The 16577-nt window shown below is 72.2% G+C and carries 15 protein-coding genes; 9 read left to right on the top strand and 6 right to left on the bottom strand.

Features of this window, described 5'->3' with window-relative positions; translation table 11 throughout:
- Positions 1-10: 10 nt before the first annotated feature.
- Entirely contained in the window at positions 11-1024 is a 1014-nt protein-coding gene (locus tag QSK26_RS09410) for a methyltransferase (RefSeq protein WP_285774625.1), read from the bottom strand.
- 179 nt (positions 1025-1203) lie between these two features.
- On the opposite strand from QSK26_RS09410, the gene QSK26_RS09415 reads away from it, so the two are divergent.
- The 4 genes from QSK26_RS09415 (at position 1204) to QSK26_RS09430 (ending at position 5522) form a co-directional block, all read left to right on the top strand.
- Positions 1204-1398 carry a ferredoxin gene (locus QSK26_RS09415; RefSeq protein WP_285774626.1) on the top strand — a complete coding sequence of 65 codons (195 nt, stop codon included), beginning with the start codon at positions 1204-1206 and terminating at the stop codon, positions 1396-1398.
- A 100-nt stretch (positions 1399-1498) separates the two neighbouring features.
- On the top strand, positions 1499-3358 hold the full coding sequence (gene asnB / locus QSK26_RS09420) for an asparagine synthase (glutamine-hydrolyzing) (protein ID WP_285774627.1): 1860 nt from the start codon (positions 1499-1501) through the stop codon (positions 3356-3358).
- 18 nt (positions 3359-3376) lie between these two features.
- Entirely contained in the window at positions 3377-3976 is a 600-nt protein-coding gene (locus QSK26_RS09425; RefSeq protein WP_285774628.1) for a nitroreductase family protein, read from the top strand.
- Positions 3977-4052: 76 nt separating this feature from the next.
- Complete coding sequence (locus QSK26_RS09430) at positions 4053-5522, top strand: FAD-dependent oxidoreductase (RefSeq protein WP_285774629.1); 1470 nt, start codon at positions 4053-4055, stop codon at positions 5520-5522.
- A 330-nt stretch (positions 5523-5852) separates the two neighbouring features.
- On the opposite strand, the gene QSK26_RS09435 is transcribed toward QSK26_RS09430, so the two are convergent.
- The 4 genes from QSK26_RS09435 to QSK26_RS09450 all read right to left on the bottom strand — a co-directional run bounded on the left by QSK26_RS09435 (position 5853) and on the right by QSK26_RS09450 (position 10625).
- Complete coding sequence (locus QSK26_RS09435; RefSeq protein WP_285774630.1) at positions 5853-6206, bottom strand: antibiotic biosynthesis monooxygenase family protein; 354 nt, start codon at positions 6204-6206, stop codon at positions 5853-5855.
- Complete coding sequence (locus QSK26_RS09440) at positions 6206-6517, bottom strand: antibiotic biosynthesis monooxygenase family protein (protein WP_285774631.1); 312 nt, start codon at positions 6515-6517, stop codon at positions 6206-6208. Before QSK26_RS09440 ends, QSK26_RS09435 begins: the two co-directional genes overlap by 1 nt.
- Positions 6518-7166: 649 nt before the next feature.
- Positions 7167-9077 carry an AfsR/SARP family transcriptional regulator gene (locus QSK26_RS09445; RefSeq protein WP_352244299.1) on the bottom strand — a complete coding sequence of 637 codons (1911 nt, stop codon included), beginning with the start codon at positions 9075-9077 and terminating at the stop codon, positions 7167-7169.
- A 795-nt stretch (positions 9078-9872) separates the two neighbouring features.
- The gene (locus QSK26_RS09450) at positions 9873-10625 is read right to left on the bottom strand and encodes an SDR family NAD(P)-dependent oxidoreductase (RefSeq protein WP_285774633.1); all 753 of its coding nucleotides are present in this window, start codon (positions 10623-10625) and stop codon (positions 9873-9875) included.
- Positions 10626-10796: 171 nt separating this feature from the next.
- Here QSK26_RS09450 and QSK26_RS09455 point away from each other — a divergent pair, with 171 nt between their 5' ends.
- The 4 genes from QSK26_RS09455 to QSK26_RS09470 are packed head-to-tail and all read left to right on the top strand — an operon-like array spanning position 10797 to position 14250.
- A complete protein-coding gene (locus tag QSK26_RS09455) occupies positions 10797-11465 on the top strand; it encodes a TenA family protein (RefSeq protein ID WP_285774634.1) in 669 nt (222 codons plus the stop codon).
- A 47-nt stretch (positions 11466-11512) separates the two neighbouring features.
- Positions 11513-12712 carry a cytochrome P450 gene (locus tag QSK26_RS09460; RefSeq protein WP_285774635.1) on the top strand — a complete coding sequence of 400 codons (1200 nt, stop codon included), beginning with the start codon at positions 11513-11515 and terminating at the stop codon, positions 12710-12712.
- A complete protein-coding gene (locus tag QSK26_RS09465; RefSeq protein WP_285774636.1) occupies positions 12709-13437 on the top strand; it encodes an SDR family NAD(P)-dependent oxidoreductase in 729 nt (242 codons plus the stop codon). The genes QSK26_RS09460 and QSK26_RS09465 overlap by 4 nt, the downstream gene beginning before the upstream one ends.
- A 30-nt stretch (positions 13438-13467) precedes the next feature.
- Positions 13468-14250, top strand: coding sequence for an SDR family NAD(P)-dependent oxidoreductase (locus tag QSK26_RS09470; RefSeq protein ID WP_285774637.1), 783 nt, complete (start codon positions 13468-13470; stop codon positions 14248-14250).
- A 171-nt stretch (positions 14251-14421) separates the two neighbouring features.
- Here the strand turns inward: QSK26_RS09470 and QSK26_RS09475 are convergent, their stop codons facing one another.
- A complete protein-coding gene (locus QSK26_RS09475) occupies positions 14422-16017 on the bottom strand; it encodes an FAD-dependent monooxygenase (protein WP_285774638.1) in 1596 nt (531 codons plus the stop codon).
- 175 nt (positions 16018-16192) lie between these two features.
- Here QSK26_RS09475 and QSK26_RS09480 point away from each other — a divergent pair, with 175 nt between their 5' ends.
- The gene (locus tag QSK26_RS09480) at positions 16193-16567 is read left to right on the top strand and encodes a SchA/CurD-like domain-containing protein (RefSeq protein ID WP_285774639.1); all 375 of its coding nucleotides are present in this window, start codon (positions 16193-16195) and stop codon (positions 16565-16567) included.
- Positions 16568-16577 lie beyond the last annotated feature (10 nt).

Here is a 16577-nt window from a genome sequence, read left to right on the forward strand (position 1 = left end):
CCGCGGGGCGTCAGGCGGCCTTGCGGCAGAGGACCAGGGTCTCGTTCTCGGCGAGCGGACGGTGGTCCACGGCGGCGAAACCGGCGTCGCGGGCGAGGCCGGCCAGTTCGGCGACCGGGTACTCCGAACCGCCCTCGGTGACCAGGGCCATGATCAGGCTGGCCAGGAGGTTGTCGACGCCGGGCCGCCCGTCGTCCAGCATCCGGTCGTGCACCAGCAGCAGGCCGCCGGGGTTGACCGCGCGGAACGCCGCGCCCATCAGGTCCCCGCGCCGCTCGGGCGGCCAGTTGTGCAGGATGTGCCCGAGGACCAGCACGTCGGCCCGGGGCAGCTCGTCGCGGAAGAAGTCGCCGGCGTGGAACCGCACCGCGCCGGTCAGGCCGAGTTCCGCCATGTGCTCGCCGAACAGCGGCTCCATCTCCGGCAGGTCGAACACGTGCCCGGCCAGGCCGGGGTGCGCGGCGACGAGCCGGCCCGCGAGGGCGCCCCGCCCGCCGCCGACGTCCAGCACCGAACGGCGCCCCGCCCAGTCGATCGCCTTGAGCAGCCCCGGCACCAGCGGTTCCAGGGAGCCCTCCATCATGCGCACGTAGCGTCGCAGCTCCCGCCCGTCGGCGAGCATCGCGGCGAAGCCGTCCGCCGCCGAGCGCGGCCGGCCGCTGCGCAGCGTCTCGGCCAGCCCGTCCCACAGGTGGTACAGGTTCGCCTTGGCGCCGAGCAGGGCGCCGCCCACGTAGCCGGGACGTCCGCCGACGAGGTGGCGGGCGGCGCCGGGGGCGTTGGCGAAGCGGCCGTCCTCCTCTTCGAGCAGGCCGAGCGCGGCGAGCAGCCGCAGCAGGTCGCGCAGCCCGCGGCCGTGCAGCCCGAGCCGGGCGGCGACGTCCTGCCCGGTGGCCGGACCGGCGTCCAGCGCGGTGAACAGGTCCAGCTCGACCGCGGTGAGCACCGCCTGCGCCTGGGCGAAGGCGTTGCCGAGCTGGAGGATGCCCTGCGCGGAGTTCACATCGGGTGCCGTGCTCGTCATCGGCATGCCGTCCTTCCCTTCTCCGGCCCGTCTCCGGCCGCGTGGTCGCGAATATGCCGCACCGGTATGGAACCTCGCTCGAAGGTCGCGCGCCCGCGGCTGCACCGGCCCTCGAGCCGCCCACGATGGCAAGGCCGCACAGTGCTGGTGTGGACGTCCGGAGGCCCGGGGAAACGGTGATGACGATGAAGGTCAGCGCGACCAAGGACACGTGTGCGGTGAGCAGCCTGTGCGTCTACCGCGTGCCGGAGGTCTTCGACCAGGACGAGGAGGGCGCGGTCGAGGTCATCGACCCCGCCCCGCCCGCCGGGCTGCACGACGACGTGCGGAGCGCGGCGCGGGGCTGCCCGACCCGTTCGATTCACGTCGAGTAGGCCAGGCGGTGTGCGCTCCGCGTTCGAGCGGTTGTCGAGGCGCCCTGGAAGGGCGGGGCGCATGCTGCGGGAAGCTGCGGAACCGACCGAGGGAGATGGAATGTGCGGCATCGCCGGCTGGGTGGACTTCGGGCGCGACTTGTCGCAGGAGCGGCCGACGTTGCGGGCCATGACCGATACGCTCGCCAGGCGGGGCGTGGACGACCAGGGCCTGTGGACGCGGGGCCCCGCGGCGCTCGGCCACACCCGCACCGCCATCATCGACCCGGCCGGCGGCGCGCAGCCGCTGACCGTCGAGGAGGACGGCCGTCCCGCCGCGGTGATCGTCTACAACGGTGAGGTCTACAACTTCAAGCAGCTCAGGACCGAGCTGGAGTCCCGCGGGCGCAGGTTCCGCACCCGCAGCGACACCGAGGTGGTCCTGCAGTCCTACCTGGAATGGGGGGCCGACTGCGCGAAGCGGCTGGAGGGCATCTTCGCCTTCGCCGTGTGGGACCTGCGGCGCGAGGAGCTGGTGCTGGTCCGCGACCGGCTCGGCGTCAAGCCGCTGTTCTACACCCGGCTGCCGGAGGGGATCCTGTTCGGGTCCGAGCCGAAGGCGCTGCTGGCCAGCCCGCTGGTACGTCCCGTCGTGGACGTCGAAGGGCTCCAGGAGCTCTTCGCCACCGCCAAGAGGCCGGGGCAGTCGGTCTTCCGCGACATGCGGGCGCTGCTGCCCGGTCACACGCTCACCATCGGCAGGGACGGCGCGGTCGACCGGACGTACTGGGCCCTGGAGGCCCGGCCGCACACCGACGACCTCGACGGCACCGTGTCCAGGGTGCGCTCGCTGCTTGAGGAGATCGTGCTCCGCGAGCTGGAGGCGGACGTCCCGCTGTGCACCGCCCTGTCCGGCGGCGTGGACTCCAGCGCCGTCACCGCGATCGCCGCCAAGTGGCGCTGGCAGCTGGACGGCGAGCGGGTGCGGACCTTCGTGACCACCTTCGAGGAGTACGCCGACAAGTTCCGGCCGGACGACGTCAGGTTCTCCCCCGACGAGCCGTACGCCGCGGAGGTGGCCCGGCACCTGAAGTCCGACCACGTGCGGATCATGCTGAACACCGGGGACCTGATGGACCCCGAGACGCGGCTGGCGGTGCTGCTGGCGCAGGACATGCCCACCACGCTCGGCGACATGGACACCTCCAACTACCTGACCTCGCGCGAGATCAAGACGCACTCCACGGTCGCGCTGGCGGGGGAGGTCGCCGACGAGATCTTCGGCGGGTACAACTGGATGTACAACGACGACCTGCTGAACGCCGACGTCTTCCCCTGGACGGCGAACGAGACCCGCCAGCCGGGCTCCCCCACCGGCCAGGGCCGCGGGCTGTTCGACCCCGGCCTCATGCGCAAGCTCGACATGAACCGCTACTACGCCGACCACTACCACCAGGCGCTGGCCGAGGTGCCGCACCAGGAGGGCGAGGACGCCAAGGAGCGGCTGATGCGCTCGGTCTCCTACGTCACCCTGACCCGGTGGCTGCCCATGCTGCTGGACCGGGACGACCGGCTCTCCATGGCGCACGGCCTCGAACTGCGGGTGCCCTACGCCGACCACCGGCTCGTCGAGTACATGTACAACACGCCGTGGAGCTTCAAGACCTTCGACGGGCGGGAGAAGAGCATCCTGCGCGCGGCGGTGCGCGACCTCGTCCCCCGGTCCGTGCTGGAACGGACGAAGAGCCCGTGGCCGGTCACCCAGGACCCGGCCTACACCCAGATGCTGCACGACGAGCTGACCGCCCTGGTGAACGACCCCTCGTCGCCGGCGCTGCCGTACCTCGACACCGACGCGGTGAAGCGCACCCTGGAGAACACGTCGGGCATCGCCCACCAGTGGGTGAGCAGGATGCACATCGAGATGGCACTGCAGTTCAACACATGGCTGAGGCACTACAACGTCGAGCTGGCGATCTGATCTCGCGAGGTGAATGGCATGGATTTTACCGAGGTGCTGCGTAAGCGGCAGATGGTGCGGAGCTACACCGACGAGCCCGTGTCGGAGGAGTCCCTGGACCGGATCCTGCGGGCGGTGCGCCGAGCGCCGAGCGCGGGGTTCAGCCAGGGGCACCGGCTGGTCGTCGTCACCGACCCCAAGCTGCGGCAGCAGGCGGCCGACATCTCCGAGACCCGTTATGTCGAGCTGGGCTTCCCGCCGTGGATCTCCACGGCGCCGGTGCACATCTACGTCGGCACCCGCGAGCGCTCCTACCACGAGCGGTACGGCCGGGCCGAGGAGATCCGGCCCGGTTACACGGAGATCCCCTGGCCGGTGCCGTTCTGGTGGTTCGACTGCGGCGCGATGTTCATGCTGCTCCAGCTCGCCGCGATCAACGAGCAGCTCGCCACCGGCTACTTCAGCTCCGTGTTCACCGACGAGCTGACGGCCCTGGCCCAGGTGGTGGGCATGCCGGACGACGTCGCGCTGGCCGGCGTGATCACCATCGGGCATCCGGACGCCGGTTTCCCCATCCCGATCCCGGACAACGCGGTGTCCCGCAAGCCGAACAACGAGCTCATCGAGTGGCGCCGCTAGGAGCCGGCGGAGGGGTGGCCGGCCCGCGCGGACGGGGCGGCCACGCCCGGCGGCATCGGACAGGGGAGAGACGATCGTGACGAAAGCTGGGGCAACTCCGACGGGCGGGCGCGTCGTCGTCCTCGGCGGCGGCATCGCCGGTCTGGCGTCGGCCATCGCGCTGGCCGGGCACGGCCGCACGGTCACACTGATCGAACGGGACCCGCCCCCGCCCGGCGGCGGGCAGGATCCCTTCCTCGCCTGGAAGCGCCGCGGCGTGCCGCAGTTCCGGCTGCCCCACGGCTTCTCGGCGCGGGCCCGCAGCCTGCTGGCGGCGCACGCGCCGGACGTACTCGAACGGCTGCGCGCCGACGGCATCGAGGAGATCAACGTCTTCAAGCAGCTCATCTCCCCGGAGCTGTGGCAGCCCGCCGACGACGAGTTCACCGTGGTGTGGGCCAGGCGGTCGGCGTTCGAGCTGGCCCTGCGGCGCAGCGCCGAGGCCCAGCCGGGCATCCGTTTCCTGTGTCCCGCCGTGGCGAGCGGGCTGAACTTCGCGCCCGCCGGCGACGGCCCGCCGCGGGTCACCGGGGTCCGCCTCGCCGACGGCCGGGAGCTCGCGGCGGACCTGGTGCTCGACTGCGGCGGCCGCCGCTCGCCCGTGCCCCGGTGGCTGGCGGCCGAGAAGGCTTACGTGCACACCGACCTGCAGGACTGCCAGACCGTCTACTTCAGCCGCTACTACCGGTTCACCCCCCGCTGCGAGCTGCCGAAGACGTCCGTGGCGGTGCTGCGCGGCGACCTCGAAAGCATGATGTACATCGGCTTCCCCGGCGACCACGACACGTTCGCCATCTGCATGGAGGTCCGGCCCGACGACCGGGACATGCGGCTGCTGCGGCACACGTGGGCCTTCGAGGCGGTCGCCCGCAGCATCCCGGACGTGGCGTCGTGGGTCGACCCGGCCAACGCGACCCCGCTGGCCGACGTGCAGCTCATGGGCGGGCACCACAACGTCCGGCGGCGGTACGTGGCCGACGGCCGGCCGGTGGTGCTCGGCCTGCTCGCCGCCGGCGACGCCCTGTGCACGACCAACCCCGCCTACGGCTGGGGGGCGTCGATGGCGCTGACGTACGCCTTCGCCGCCGCGCGGGCCGCCGTCGAGCACGCCTCCGACCCGGTCGCCATGGCACTGGCCTACGACGCCGCGACCGCGGCCGAGGCCGACGCCGTCTACCGGGAGTCCGCCGCCATGGACCGGGCCCGCATCTACCGGGACACCGGGCAGGAGGTGCCCGAGCACGACCGCGCCGAGATGGAACGCCAGCGGGTGATCGCCGAGGGCCTGGCCGCCGGGGTCTTCTTCGACCTGGAACTCGGCCGCGCCTTCTGCCGCCGGGTCAACCTCGCCGGCCCGGCCGACGAGGTGCTCGACAACCCCGACTTCGTCGCGGGCGCCAGGAAGGCCCGCGAACGGCTCACCACGGCCCCGCGCCCCGCCCCCGGCCCCACCCGCCGCGAACTCAACGCCATCCTCCACGCGGCCCGCCCCAGATCCACCGCCTGACCCTCCGGCGCGGACACCATCCCTTCCCCCTCCCCCAGGGGCGTGCCTCCCCCCCACGGCACGCCCCTACCGGCACTCCTCTCCTCCCGCGCACGCGCACCCTCCCGCCCCCGCAAGGCCGCCCCGGCCCGCTTACGCGAACCCGCCCGAGCCATTCGCGGGGCCTTGCACGCGGCCCCTGCCGCCCACGTCAGCCGTCCCCGCCGTTCGCGGGCCTCTGCGCGCGCCCTCCCGCCCGTGTCAGCCGTCCCGGCCTTCCCGGCGCGTGGGGACGTCGCCGGGCATGGCGGCGGCCCGGCCGGGGAGGGCCGGGCCGTCGTCGTGGCGGGGTCAGTAGGCGGCGGTCACCTCGTAGATGCCGAAGGGCCTGGTGCCCGGGGCGCGCTGGTAGCGGCGCAACGGGGCCGTGGTGTCGCGGTGCCCCGCCCCCTCCTCCCAGGCGCGGAACGCGTCGAGGCTCTCCCACTCGCTCATCACCACGAACGCCGCGGGGTCGTCGGCCGCGCGCAGCAGCTCGTTGCCGAGCAGGCCGGGCGTGCCGGCGAGGTCGCCGCTGATCCGGTGGTAGGCGGCCTCGACGGCGCCGGGCTCGTCCGAGGGCGCGGCGGCGTAGATCAGCACCCTGGCCCGTGACGCGCCGGGCCCGCCGTCCGTCGTCGCCGTGTGGCCGAGGTCCGCCGCCATCAGGAGGCCTTCTCGGCGGCGGGCATCGCGTACACGACCCGCATCGTGGTCATCGACCCACCCGAACGGAACGGATGCAACCGCGTCCGATGCGCCACATGCCCCGCACTGTGCTCGAACTCCCGGAACCGCTCCTCATCCACCCAATCACTCACAATGAAATACACCCCCTCCTCCTCCTCACTCCGAGCCAGCCACTGACCCAGATTCGCCGGATGACCCGTCACCGCAGACCCCACCTCCAACCACGTCCGCTCGAACTCCCCCTCCACACCCGGACGGATCTCCATCCGCAACAACACCCGAAACACCAGCCCACACCCCTTCCACCCCCGAACCCGAACCCGACCCCACCAGCACACCAACCACCGCTGGCAACCCACTCGCGGCCCACTCGACCCGACCGGCCCCGCCTCGGAGCCGGCACACCACGCCGCACACCGCCGGCACCCGGCAGGACAGGGGTAGGGGCGCACCTCGTGACCGGCACGGGCCGAGGAGCACACGACCGCACTCGGGAAGAACCACACGACCGCGCTCAGGAAAGGGACACGGCCGCGCTCGGGAAGAGGCCGCGACCATGCTCGGGAAGAGGCACACGACCGCACATCGAGCCGACGCGGATGAACGGCACCACCACATACCCTTCGAGGCCGGTGTCGCGGCCGAGGCCGGGACGGGCCGAAGCTGAGACAGGGCGAAAGCCGAGCCGGAGCCGGGACGGGGCCGGAGTCGGGTGGGAGCCGGGTCGAGGCATGGTCGGGGCCGAGGCCGGGCTCGTGGGCATCGCGGTGACGGGTGAGGGTGGGGACCCGTCCGGGAAGGCGGGCACGCCGGCGGGAGGGTACTGCTCGGGAGCTCAGGGGTCGTCAGGATGGCCGGACGTCTCAGATACCCGGGAGGTCCCGGATGCTCCGGACGTCCTGGATGCTTCGGGCGCGAGGGTTCGTACTGCTTCGTTCACGCGGAGTGGCCGCGCTGGCCGCGGACGCTCAGTTCGGGCTGGATGAACTCGCGGTGCAGTCGCTCCCGCGCGTAGAGCCGGGTGAGCTTGTGCATCTCGTACCGGATGCCCCGGCTGTCATCCGCCCTGACGTCGAGGAGGTGACAGCTCGCCAGGCGGGTGAGCTGGGCCTCCACCGTATCGGTGGCGCTGCCGAGCAGGCCGGCCGCGGTGGCCGCGGTGAACTCCTGCGGCGGGAGCAGGCTGAGGAGCCGCAGGGCGCTGCGGTCGCGCGGGTCCAGCCGGAAGTAGGTGTCGTCGTAGTCGGCGCGCACGTCGAACTCGGCGAACCGCAACTGGTCGAGGGGCGCCGGGCCGGACTCGATCAGGTTCGCCATCTTGCGCAGCGGCCAGGTACGGGCGGCCGCCAGCCGGGCTCCGACGCAGCGCAGGGCCAGCGGCAGCCCGCCGCACAGATCGACGATCTTCTCGCTCTGCTCCCGTTCGGCGGCGACCCGGTCCTCCCCGACGATCCGGCCGAGCATCTCCATGCCCTCGTCCTGCGACATGACGCCGAGCTCCACGGTCTGCACGCCGGGCAGGCTCTGCAGTCCCTCCCTGCTGGTGATCAGCACCGTGCACTGGGGGGTCGCCGGTAACAGGGCCGCGACCTGGGAGGCCGCGCACGCGTCGTCGAGGACCACCAGGACCCGCCGGCCGTTGCTCCACGTGCGGAAGAGGCTGCTGCGCTCTTCCAGGGTGGGCGGGATCTGGTGCTCGGGCACGCCGACGGCCCGCAGGAACCCGAGCAGCACCTCGGTCTGCGGGGCCGGGTTGGCGGAGGCGCCACGCAGGTTCGCGAAGAGCTGCCCGTCCGGGTACTGCGCGCGGTCCCTGTGCGCGGCGTGCAGCGCGAGGGTCGTCTTGCCCACCCCCGCCATGCCGCAGATCGAGACCGCCCGGGCGGTGGTGCCGTTGTTCTGGCAGTCCGCGAGCACCTGCCGGACCTGGTTGAGCGGGGACAGCCGCCCTGAGAAGTCGGAGATGTCCGGCGGGAGCTGCGCCGGGATCGTCAGCGTCGCGAGGTACCGCGGGGCGGCGGGCGCCGGCGGCGCCGGGATCTGCCTCGGCGCGGGCGGGGCCGGCCTGGTGACCACCGGGGCCTGGACCGTCCTGCCCTGGTCGGCGGAGTCGGCGCTCAGCAGCGACTGGTGGAGCCGCTGCATGGCCACGGACGGCTCGAGCCCGAGCTCGTCGATCAGCACGCCGCGCAGCTGGCGGTACACCTCCAGCGCCTCGTAGCGGCGGCCGGACCGGTTCAACGCCGTCATGAGGTCCCCGTGGAACCGCTCGTGCAGCGGATAGGTGTAGACGAGGACCTTCAGCTCGCTGATGAGCTCCTGGTAGCGCCCGAGCCGCATGTCGGCCTCGATGTGCATCTCCAGCGCCCGTAACCGGTTCTCCTCCAGGCGGGTCACGTGCGCGGAGAGCAGTTCGCCCGCGGTGACGCCGACCAGCGCCTGGCCGCGCCACAGCTTCAGCGCGTCGGACAGCAGCTGGCTGGCGCGCAGCGGGTCGCCGCTCTCCAGCACGAGACGACCCTGCCGCGACAGCGTCTCGAAGGCGCACACGTCGATCATCTCGTCCGCGACGTCCAGCATGTAGCCGGAGGGCTGGGTGTGCAGGCTGGCCAGCCCCGAGGGGATCAGCATGTCCTTTCTCAGTTTGTAGATGTAGGTCTGCAGCGTGGTCATCGCGCTGTCCGGCGGGTTGTTTCCCCAGAGTTCGTCGACGAATTCACTGACCTGGACTATCTGATTTCTGCGCACTAGCAGAAAGGCCAACACCTGGCGGATCTTCGGTGCCGTAGGGGTGATATCCCTACCTTGGTGAGACACGGATAGCGGCCCGAGAATGCAGAATCCCACTACGCCCCCTTCGATTACGCATTACCCCAATGAGCACACTCCTAGCATGCTAACCTCGGCTCGCTAGAAGAACACTCGACTGCCGTTTGCCCTCGCTACTCGCCTCTTTTCTACTGGAAAGTCACCATAGGCCCGCTTCGCCGGGAAACCCGGCCGCACACCATGACGGCTGGAGCCCCCGGCGCCCTGGCGTGAGCACGGCGACCCCACACCCGGCTCGCCGCCGACGCGGCCGGGACACCACAGACCGAACGCAGATCGGCCTCACTCTTCGCAGTCGGATGAACACAGGTACAGGCAGCCCCCGAGGCAAGTCCCGTAGCATTCTTCCTCGTTCGTTCTAATATGCCACTGAAAGTGCGTCAACCTTCCTGACAGCGTGACCTGAAATCGCTTCCGCTCCGGACCGCGCGCCGTGCCCGGACGCGGTCGGCCCTGGACGGGCGCGACGCCGTCCGGGCGGCCTCGCGGAGGGGGTCGCCGGCTCCTTCCCGTCTCCGTCACGCGGCGGCGAAGGCCCGGCGGAGCGCCCCCCACCTGGTCACGAGGCATTCCCGCTCGCCTCGGGCTCGAATTCCGCTCGCGCGGGACGCGCCCGGCGGAAATTCTCCGCCGCCGCGGGGCGGACGCGCCGGCGCCTCCTTGTCACGTTCGCGGAAGGTGTTCGCCCACTTCTCATGTGGAGCACACACCGACGTTATATTCGTCGGGTAAAGGCGTCCGAAATACGTTCGTAAGACGACGTAAGGCGCGCCCGGAACCGTCCGGACGCGCCGTGCCGAAGAATTCCGCGGGTCAGCGCCCGCCCGCGGTGTGGACGACTTCCCCGTTGATGTTGCCGTTCGCCTCGGAACAGAGGAAGACGACGAGGCGCGCGACGTCCTCCGCGGTGCTCAGGCGCCCGCTCGGGGTCTCCCTGGTGGCGTGTTCGAGCAGCTTCGGGTCCACCGCGTCGAGGCTCTCGGTCAGCGTGCCGCCGGGGGCCACCACGTTCGCCAGCACGCCGTCGCGGGTCCACATCAGCCCGCGCGCGAAACCGTGCAACGCCGCCTTCGCCGCGCTGTAGAGCTCCGAGCCCGGGTTCCCGTGGGTCGCGGTGACCGAGGACAGCAGCGCGACCCGTCCCCAGCCTCGCGCGCGCATGCCGCCCAGCGCCTGCCGTACCACCCACAGGTGCCCTTCGACGTTCTCCCGGAACAGCGCGAGCCAGTGGTCCATCGGGAGATCCTCGTACGCGGGCATGTCCTGCGGGTTCACCCACACCCAGGTCTGGGCGTTGGCGACGACGACGTCGACGCCGCCCCAGCGCTCCTCGACCGCGCCCACCGCCGCCCTGGCCGAGCCGGGGTCGGCGAGGTCGTAGGGCAGGGCGCACGCCCGGTCGCCGCCGCCGAGTTCCTCGACCACACGCTTCGCCGCCGCGTCGGAGGTGTGGTAGGTGATGGCCACCCGCGCGCCCTCCGCGGCGAACACCCGCGCGGTCGCGAGACCGATGCCACGGGTGGCCCCGGTGATCAGAACCCGCTTGTCCTGTAGTCCAAGATCCATGACGCATCCCTCGTGGCTTCGCCGGTCGGCTTCGGGAACATGCCGTCGCCCACCATCTCCCCGCGGGCTCGAAGACCGCTGGTCCCGCCGCCCGGCGCCGGGCTCCAGAGGGCGTCTAGCGCGGGCCCTTACGGTGCACGTCGGAGTTCACGAGCCGACGAGGGAAGGCCGATGCTGCACAAGGAACTCATGGCGATCGGTGAGCCGGTGCTGGCGAAGGTGCTGGCACACCCCTTCTGGTCCGGCCTGCGGGACGGCACGCTGCCGGGCGAGGCGCTCGCCCACTTCGTCCGGCAGGACACCGCTTTCCTGCTCCCCGCCTACGCCCGGGCGCTGGCGCGGTGCGCGGCGTCGGCCACGGACGACGCGGACACCCACCTGTTCGGACAGTCGATCATCGGCACGCTCGAGGCCGCGGAACGGCTGCGCCAGGCGTACACCGGCCTGACCGGCGAGCTCGGCCTGCCGGCGCTGGACGGGGGGGCGCCGGTGGCCCCGGCCACCCACGCGCACGCGTCGTTCTTCGCCGCCGCCGGGGCGCGGTCCTTCCACGCCGGCGTCGGCGCGCTGCTGCCGATGGTCTGGTTCAACGCGGAGGTGTCGGACAACCTGCGCCGCCAGGCGGCCGCCGGGTCCCGCTACCTGCCGTGGATCGAGGTCTACCATCCGGGCGAGTCGTACCGGTACGCGGTCCAGGCGTTCCTCGACATGGCCGACCGGGCCGGCGAGGAGTGCTCGCCCGCGCAGCGCCGCCTGGTCGTCGAGCAGTTCTCCATCAGCATCCGTTACGAATGGGCATTCGCCGAAAGCTGCATCCAGCGGTCCTCGTGGCCGGTGTGACACCTGGGCCACGGGCACGGGCATCGACGAGAAAGGTCGCCAGCCAGATGAGCACCGAGAGTCCGACTTCCTATCCCTTTCCCTGGACGCCGCCGATGGAGGTCCCGCAGGGACTGCGCGGCCTGCGTGAGAAGGCCCTGGTCGACGTCAGGCTGCCCAGCGGCGACACGGCCGTGATGGTCACCCGGTACAAGGACGTCAGGAAGCTGTTCGCGGACGAGCGGCTGAGCAAGAACATCGCCAGGCCGGGCGTCGCGCGGATCTCCGCCGACAACGAGCTGTTCGTCGATCCGCTCATCGACGCCGACCCGCCGGACCACACCCGGATGCGCGGCCTGGTGACCCGGGCGTTCACGGCCCGCAGGATCGAGCTGCTGCGGCCGTACGCCCAGTCGGTGACCGACGAGCTGCTGGACGAGATGGCGGCCGGGCCGCGCCCGGTCGACCTGAACGAGGCCCTCGCCTTCCCGCTGCCGATCCTGGTGATCTGCAAGCTGCTCGGCATCCCGCCGGAGGACAGGAACCGGTTCCGCAGGCTGGTGGACGGTTTCCTGTCGGTCACCAAGCTGGCCCCCGCGGAGGTCGAGGAGTGCCGCACCGGGCTGTGGAACTACCTCGTCGAGCTGATCGCCTACAAGCGGGGGCACCCGAGCGACGACCTGATCGGCGCGCTGATCAAGGTCAGGGACGAGGACGACAACCGGCTCTCCGAGCACGAGCTGCACTTCTGGACGCAGAGCCTGCTCATCGCCGGCTACGTCACCACCGCCAGCCAGATCGGCACCGGGACCGCGGTGCTGCTGCACCGGCAGGACCTCGTCGAGGAGATCAGGGCCGACTACTCGCTGGTCCCCTCGGCCGTGGAGGAGCTGCTGCGCACGCAGGTCATGGGCTCCTCGATCGGCACCCTGCGCTACGCCCTGACCGACATCGAGCTGTCCGACGGCACGGTGATCAGGAGCGGGTCCAGCGTCCTGCTGTCCGAGGAGTCGGCCAACATGGACGAGACCGTCTTCTCCGACCCCTTCACGCTGGACATCCGGCGTAAGGAGAACCACCACATGACCTTCGGCGCCGGCATCCACTACTGCGTGGGGGCGGCCCTGGCCCGGATGGAACTCCAGGTCGCGACCGAGACGCTGCTGCGCAGGTTCCCGGGCATCCGTCTCGCGGTCCCGGGTGAGGATCTGCCCCGGGGGCTCGGCGGGTTCATGGAGGGGTTCAGCGACATCCCGGTCACCTGGTGACCGGGATCCTGGCGACCGGGACCCCGGCGGCCGGGATCCCGGCGGCCGGGCCGCGTACCGCGCTCGTCACCGGAGCCAACCGCGGCATCGGCCGCGCGGTCGCGGCCGAGCTGTACCGGCGGGACCTGCGGGTGGTGGTGACCGCGCGGGACGCGGACGCGGCGCGCGCGGCGGCCGAGGAGATCGGGCCGGAGGTGCGGTCGCACCCGCTGGACGTCACCGACCCGGACGGCGTCGCGCGGGCGGCCAAGGAGATCGGCCCGGTCGACATCCTGGTCAGCAACGCCGGCGTGCTGCTGGACGCGGGGACCGATCCGCTGTCTGTGCCGCTGGAGCTGGTCGAGGAGACGCTGCGGGTGAACCTGCTCGGCTCCTGGCGGGTGGCGCAGGCGTTCCTGCCGCCGATGGTCGCCAGGGGCTGGGGCCGGGTGGTGCTGATCTCCAGCGGCACCACCGCCGAGTTCGGCGGCGCCCTGTTCGCCGCCGCGCCCGGCTACTCGATCTCCAAGAGCGCGCTGAACGGGCTGACCACGATGCTGGCGGCCCAGACGGCGGGGTCGGGCGTCCTGGTGAACGCGGTGAACCCGGGCCGCGTCCGGACCAGGATGATGCCGGCCCAGCAGACCCTTCCCGAGCAGGCCGCTCCGTTCATCGCCGACGTGGCGACACTTCCGGCCGGCGGGCCGAGCGGGCGGTTCCTCACCGAGAAACGCGGCCAGAGCTGACGCTCGCGCCCCACAAGATCAGGAGACGGCATGGAATTCGACCTGTCAGGAAAGAAGGCCGTGGTGACCGGCGCCGGCGCCGGGATCGGGCTGGCCTGCGCCCAGGCGCTCGCCGCCGCGGGCGCGGACGTCTTCGGCGGCGCCCGCACGGTCTCCCCCGACCTGCTCGCCGTCACGCCGCACACGCTGGAGGTGGACCTCCTCACGGCGGACGGTCCCGGCGAGCTCGTGGAGCACGCGCTGGCGAAGTTCGGCGGCATCGACATCCTCGTGAACAACGTGGGCGGCGGCGTGAAGCTGGCCCCCGGCTTCCTCGACATCGACGACGACACCTGGCGGCACACCTTCGAGCTGAACGTCATGACGACGGTGCGGACGACCCGGGCGGCGCTGCCCAGTCTGGTCGAGCGCAACGGCGCGGTGATCAACATCGGCTCGATGAACTCGAGCATGGTGGACCCCAAGCTCGGCCACTACTCGGCGGCCAAGGCGGCGCTCACCAACATCGGCAGGGCCCTGTCGGCGGAGTTCAGCTCGCAGGGCGTCCGGATCAACACGATCTCCCCCGGGCCGGTGAAGACCCGGCTGTGGACGAATCCGGAGATGGCGCGCCGCGCCGGGGTGACGCCGGAGGAGTTCGTCGCGGCGGTGCCCAAGATGACCGGCCTGTCCACCGGCGAGATGATCGAGCCGGAGGAGGTGGCGGCCCTGGTCCTGCTGCTCGCCTCCGGCAAGGTGCGCAGCGTGACCGGCGCGGAGTACATGATCGACGCGGGTATGGCGCCGCCGGCCCACTACAAGCGCCCGGAGTGAACCGAGGATCCGGGGCGGACGGGAAACGGCCGGGCCGGCGGGGGCGATGACGCCCCCGCCGGCCCGGCCCGCGCATGTCCGCCGGATGACCTGCGACACCCGGTCCTGCGACGCCTGTCCCGCGACGCCGCGTGCCCCGGCCTCCTGGGGTAAGGCCGGGGCACGGGCGGGTCAGCGGGGCGTGCCGAGCACCTGGTCGAGCGCGCCGGTGAGCCGGGCGGCGGCGTCGCCGGCCGGAGGGCCGCCGCGCCAGGCGACGTAGCCGTCCGGACGGACGAGCACCGCGCCGTCCCTGCCGAGGTTGTAGCGGGGCTGCCAGCCGCCGTCGATGTCGATCAGTTCCACCGCGGCGGAGGCCGGGCCGACCTGGTAGGCGCGCAGCGGGACGGCGGTGCGCTCGGCGACCTGCCGCGCCGCCTCCGCCCACGCGCCGCCGTCGGCCCCGGTGAGCAGGACGAAGGCGTCGTGGAAGAGGTCGTGCACGGTGATCCGGACGCCGTCGGCGTGCAGCCACAGGTGCGGGGCGCGGGTGCCGGGGGCGGCTCGCTGCTCGACCTCCGTGCCGTACACGGTGTCGTGCGCCGCGCCGGCGACCGCCGAGGACCGGTAGCGCTGGCCCAGGATGCACAGCACGTCGTCCACGTCGTCCCCGTCCGGGTCGCCGCCGAACCTGGCCCGCTGGCGGCGCACGGTGATGTCCGCCAGCGACTGGGCGACCGGGCGGCGTTCGGCCTCGTAGGAGTCGAGCAGCTCTTCCCCGGCCCAGCCGCGGACCACGCCGGCCAGCTTCCACGCCAGGTTGTGCGCGTCCTGCACGGCGGCGTTCGCCCCCATGGCGCCGGCCGGCGGCCACACGTGCGCGGAGTCCCCGGCCAGGAGGACCCGGCCGGCGCGGAACCGGTCGGCGACGCCGACCGCCTCCTCCCAGTGCGCGATGTCCAGCACGTCGACGCGCACGTCGCGGCCGATGACCGACCTGGCGATCCCGGCGCAGCGCTCGGGGGTGAACCCGGCCGCCGGCTGCGTCGCGGGGTCGCGGGCGAGGCTGATCGCCCACTGGCCGGGCACCGCCGTGGTGAGGAAGGATCCGAGGCCGATCTCGTCGTTGACGACGATCCAGAACATCGCCCGTTTCTCCACGATGTCCGACAGGTCGGCCTGGGCGACGAAGGTCACCCAGTGCTGGGTGACGCCCGGCCCGGGACGATCGATGCCGAGTTCCTCCCGGATCGTGCCACGGCAGCCGTCGGCCGCGACGAGGTAGTCCGCGCGGATGGTGCGCCGCCGCCCGGTGCCGCGGTCCTCGGTGACCACGGTGACGCCGCCGGCGTCCGGCCGTACCGAGACGCACCGGACGTTGAACCGGATGTCGGCGCCCTCGCCGCGCGCGGCGTCGATCAGGATGGGTTCCACGCTGCGCTGGTCGGCCATGCCGAACTCGCAGGCGGTCAGGTCGGGCAGCGCCCTGCGGGTGTCGTCCTCCAGGATCCAGTTCCACTCGCCCGCGAGGGTCTCGCAGCGCACGACGCCGGCCTCCTCGTCGAAGGGGCGGCCGGCCTCCCTGATCCGCCGCTCCAGGCCGAGCGGGCGGTAGATCTCCATGGTCCGCTGGTTGATCCCGCGGGCACGCCCCTGGATGGAGACGTCCGGATGGCGGTCCACCAGCACCGAGCGCACGCCGTGATGCGACAGGAACAACGAGGACGCAAGGCCCGCGTAGCCGCCGCCCACGATGAGGACCGGCACGGTTTCGTCGTAGGCCGTCACTTCACCCTCCTCCTCCGATGCCGTCCAGCGCGGCCGGCCGGCCTCTCCTGCTGCGAGGCTGCCACGCCCGGCTCGAGCCTCACTCGGGCGGCGACGGCCCGCCCGACCGCCGGTCGAGCCGCCGCCGAGGGCGCCCGCGCATCCTCGGCACAGCGACGGACCCGAGGGAGGACGCATGCCGTTCGTAGCGATCACCTATGACATCGAAGGCGGGCACGAGGACGAGGTCGCCGAGGTGTTCGGCGACTTCCAGCGGCCGAAGTCGGCGGTGGTGCCGGGCGCCGGCGGCGAACCGGCCGGCCGGATCCTGGCCACCGCCGTCTTCATCAGGGACGGGCTGCTGGTCCGTTTCATCGAGTTCGAGGGCGACCTGGAGGCGGTGGCCCGGCACATGGCCGTCCAGCCGGGGGTGCAGGCGGTGGAGCGCAAGCTCAAGCCGTACCTGAGCCGGCCCCGCGACACCGACACCGTCGAGGGGTTCGTGGCCACGTTCAAGCGGAGCATGCTGCGCTGCGTCACCCAGTTGTCGGTCCCGCGCGCGGCGGGCTGACCGGGGGACG

It is taken from the genome of Microtetraspora sp. NBRC 13810, from assembly GCF_030268685.1.
Classification (GTDB): domain Bacteria; phylum Actinomycetota; class Actinomycetes; order Streptosporangiales; family Streptosporangiaceae; genus BSRQ01.

Bases quoted from the DNA above. Each gene is read 5' to 3' on its own strand.
- QSK26_RS09470 (WP_285774637.1), top strand. From the start codon at position 13,468: ATGGAATTCGACCTGTCAGGAAAGAAGGCCGTGGTGACCGGCGCCGGC.
- QSK26_RS09480 (WP_285774639.1), top strand. From the start codon at position 16,193: ATGCCGTTCGTAGCGATCACCTATGACATCGAAGGCGGGCACGAGGAC.
- QSK26_RS09410 (WP_285774625.1), bottom strand. From the start codon at position 1,024: ATGACGAGCACGGCACCCGATGTGAACTCCGCGCAGGGCATCCTCCAG.
- QSK26_RS09435 (WP_285774630.1), bottom strand. From the start codon at position 6,206: ATGGCGGCGGACCTCGGCCACACGGCGACGACGGACGGCGGGCCCGGC.
- QSK26_RS09450 (WP_285774633.1), bottom strand. From the start codon at position 10,625: ATGGATCTTGGACTACAGGACAAGCGGGTTCTGATCACCGGGGCCACC.
- asnB (WP_285774627.1), top strand. From the start codon at position 1,499: ATGTGCGGCATCGCCGGCTGGGTGGACTTCGGGCGCGACTTGTCGCAG.
- QSK26_RS09455 (WP_285774634.1), top strand. From the start codon at position 10,797: ATGCTGCACAAGGAACTCATGGCGATCGGTGAGCCGGTGCTGGCGAAG.
- QSK26_RS09460 (WP_285774635.1), top strand. From the start codon at position 11,513: ATGAGCACCGAGAGTCCGACTTCCTATCCCTTTCCCTGGACGCCGCCG.
- QSK26_RS09415 (WP_285774626.1), top strand. From the start codon at position 1,204: ATGACGATGAAGGTCAGCGCGACCAAGGACACGTGTGCGGTGAGCAGC.
- QSK26_RS09425 (WP_285774628.1), top strand. From the start codon at position 3,377: ATGGATTTTACCGAGGTGCTGCGTAAGCGGCAGATGGTGCGGAGCTAC.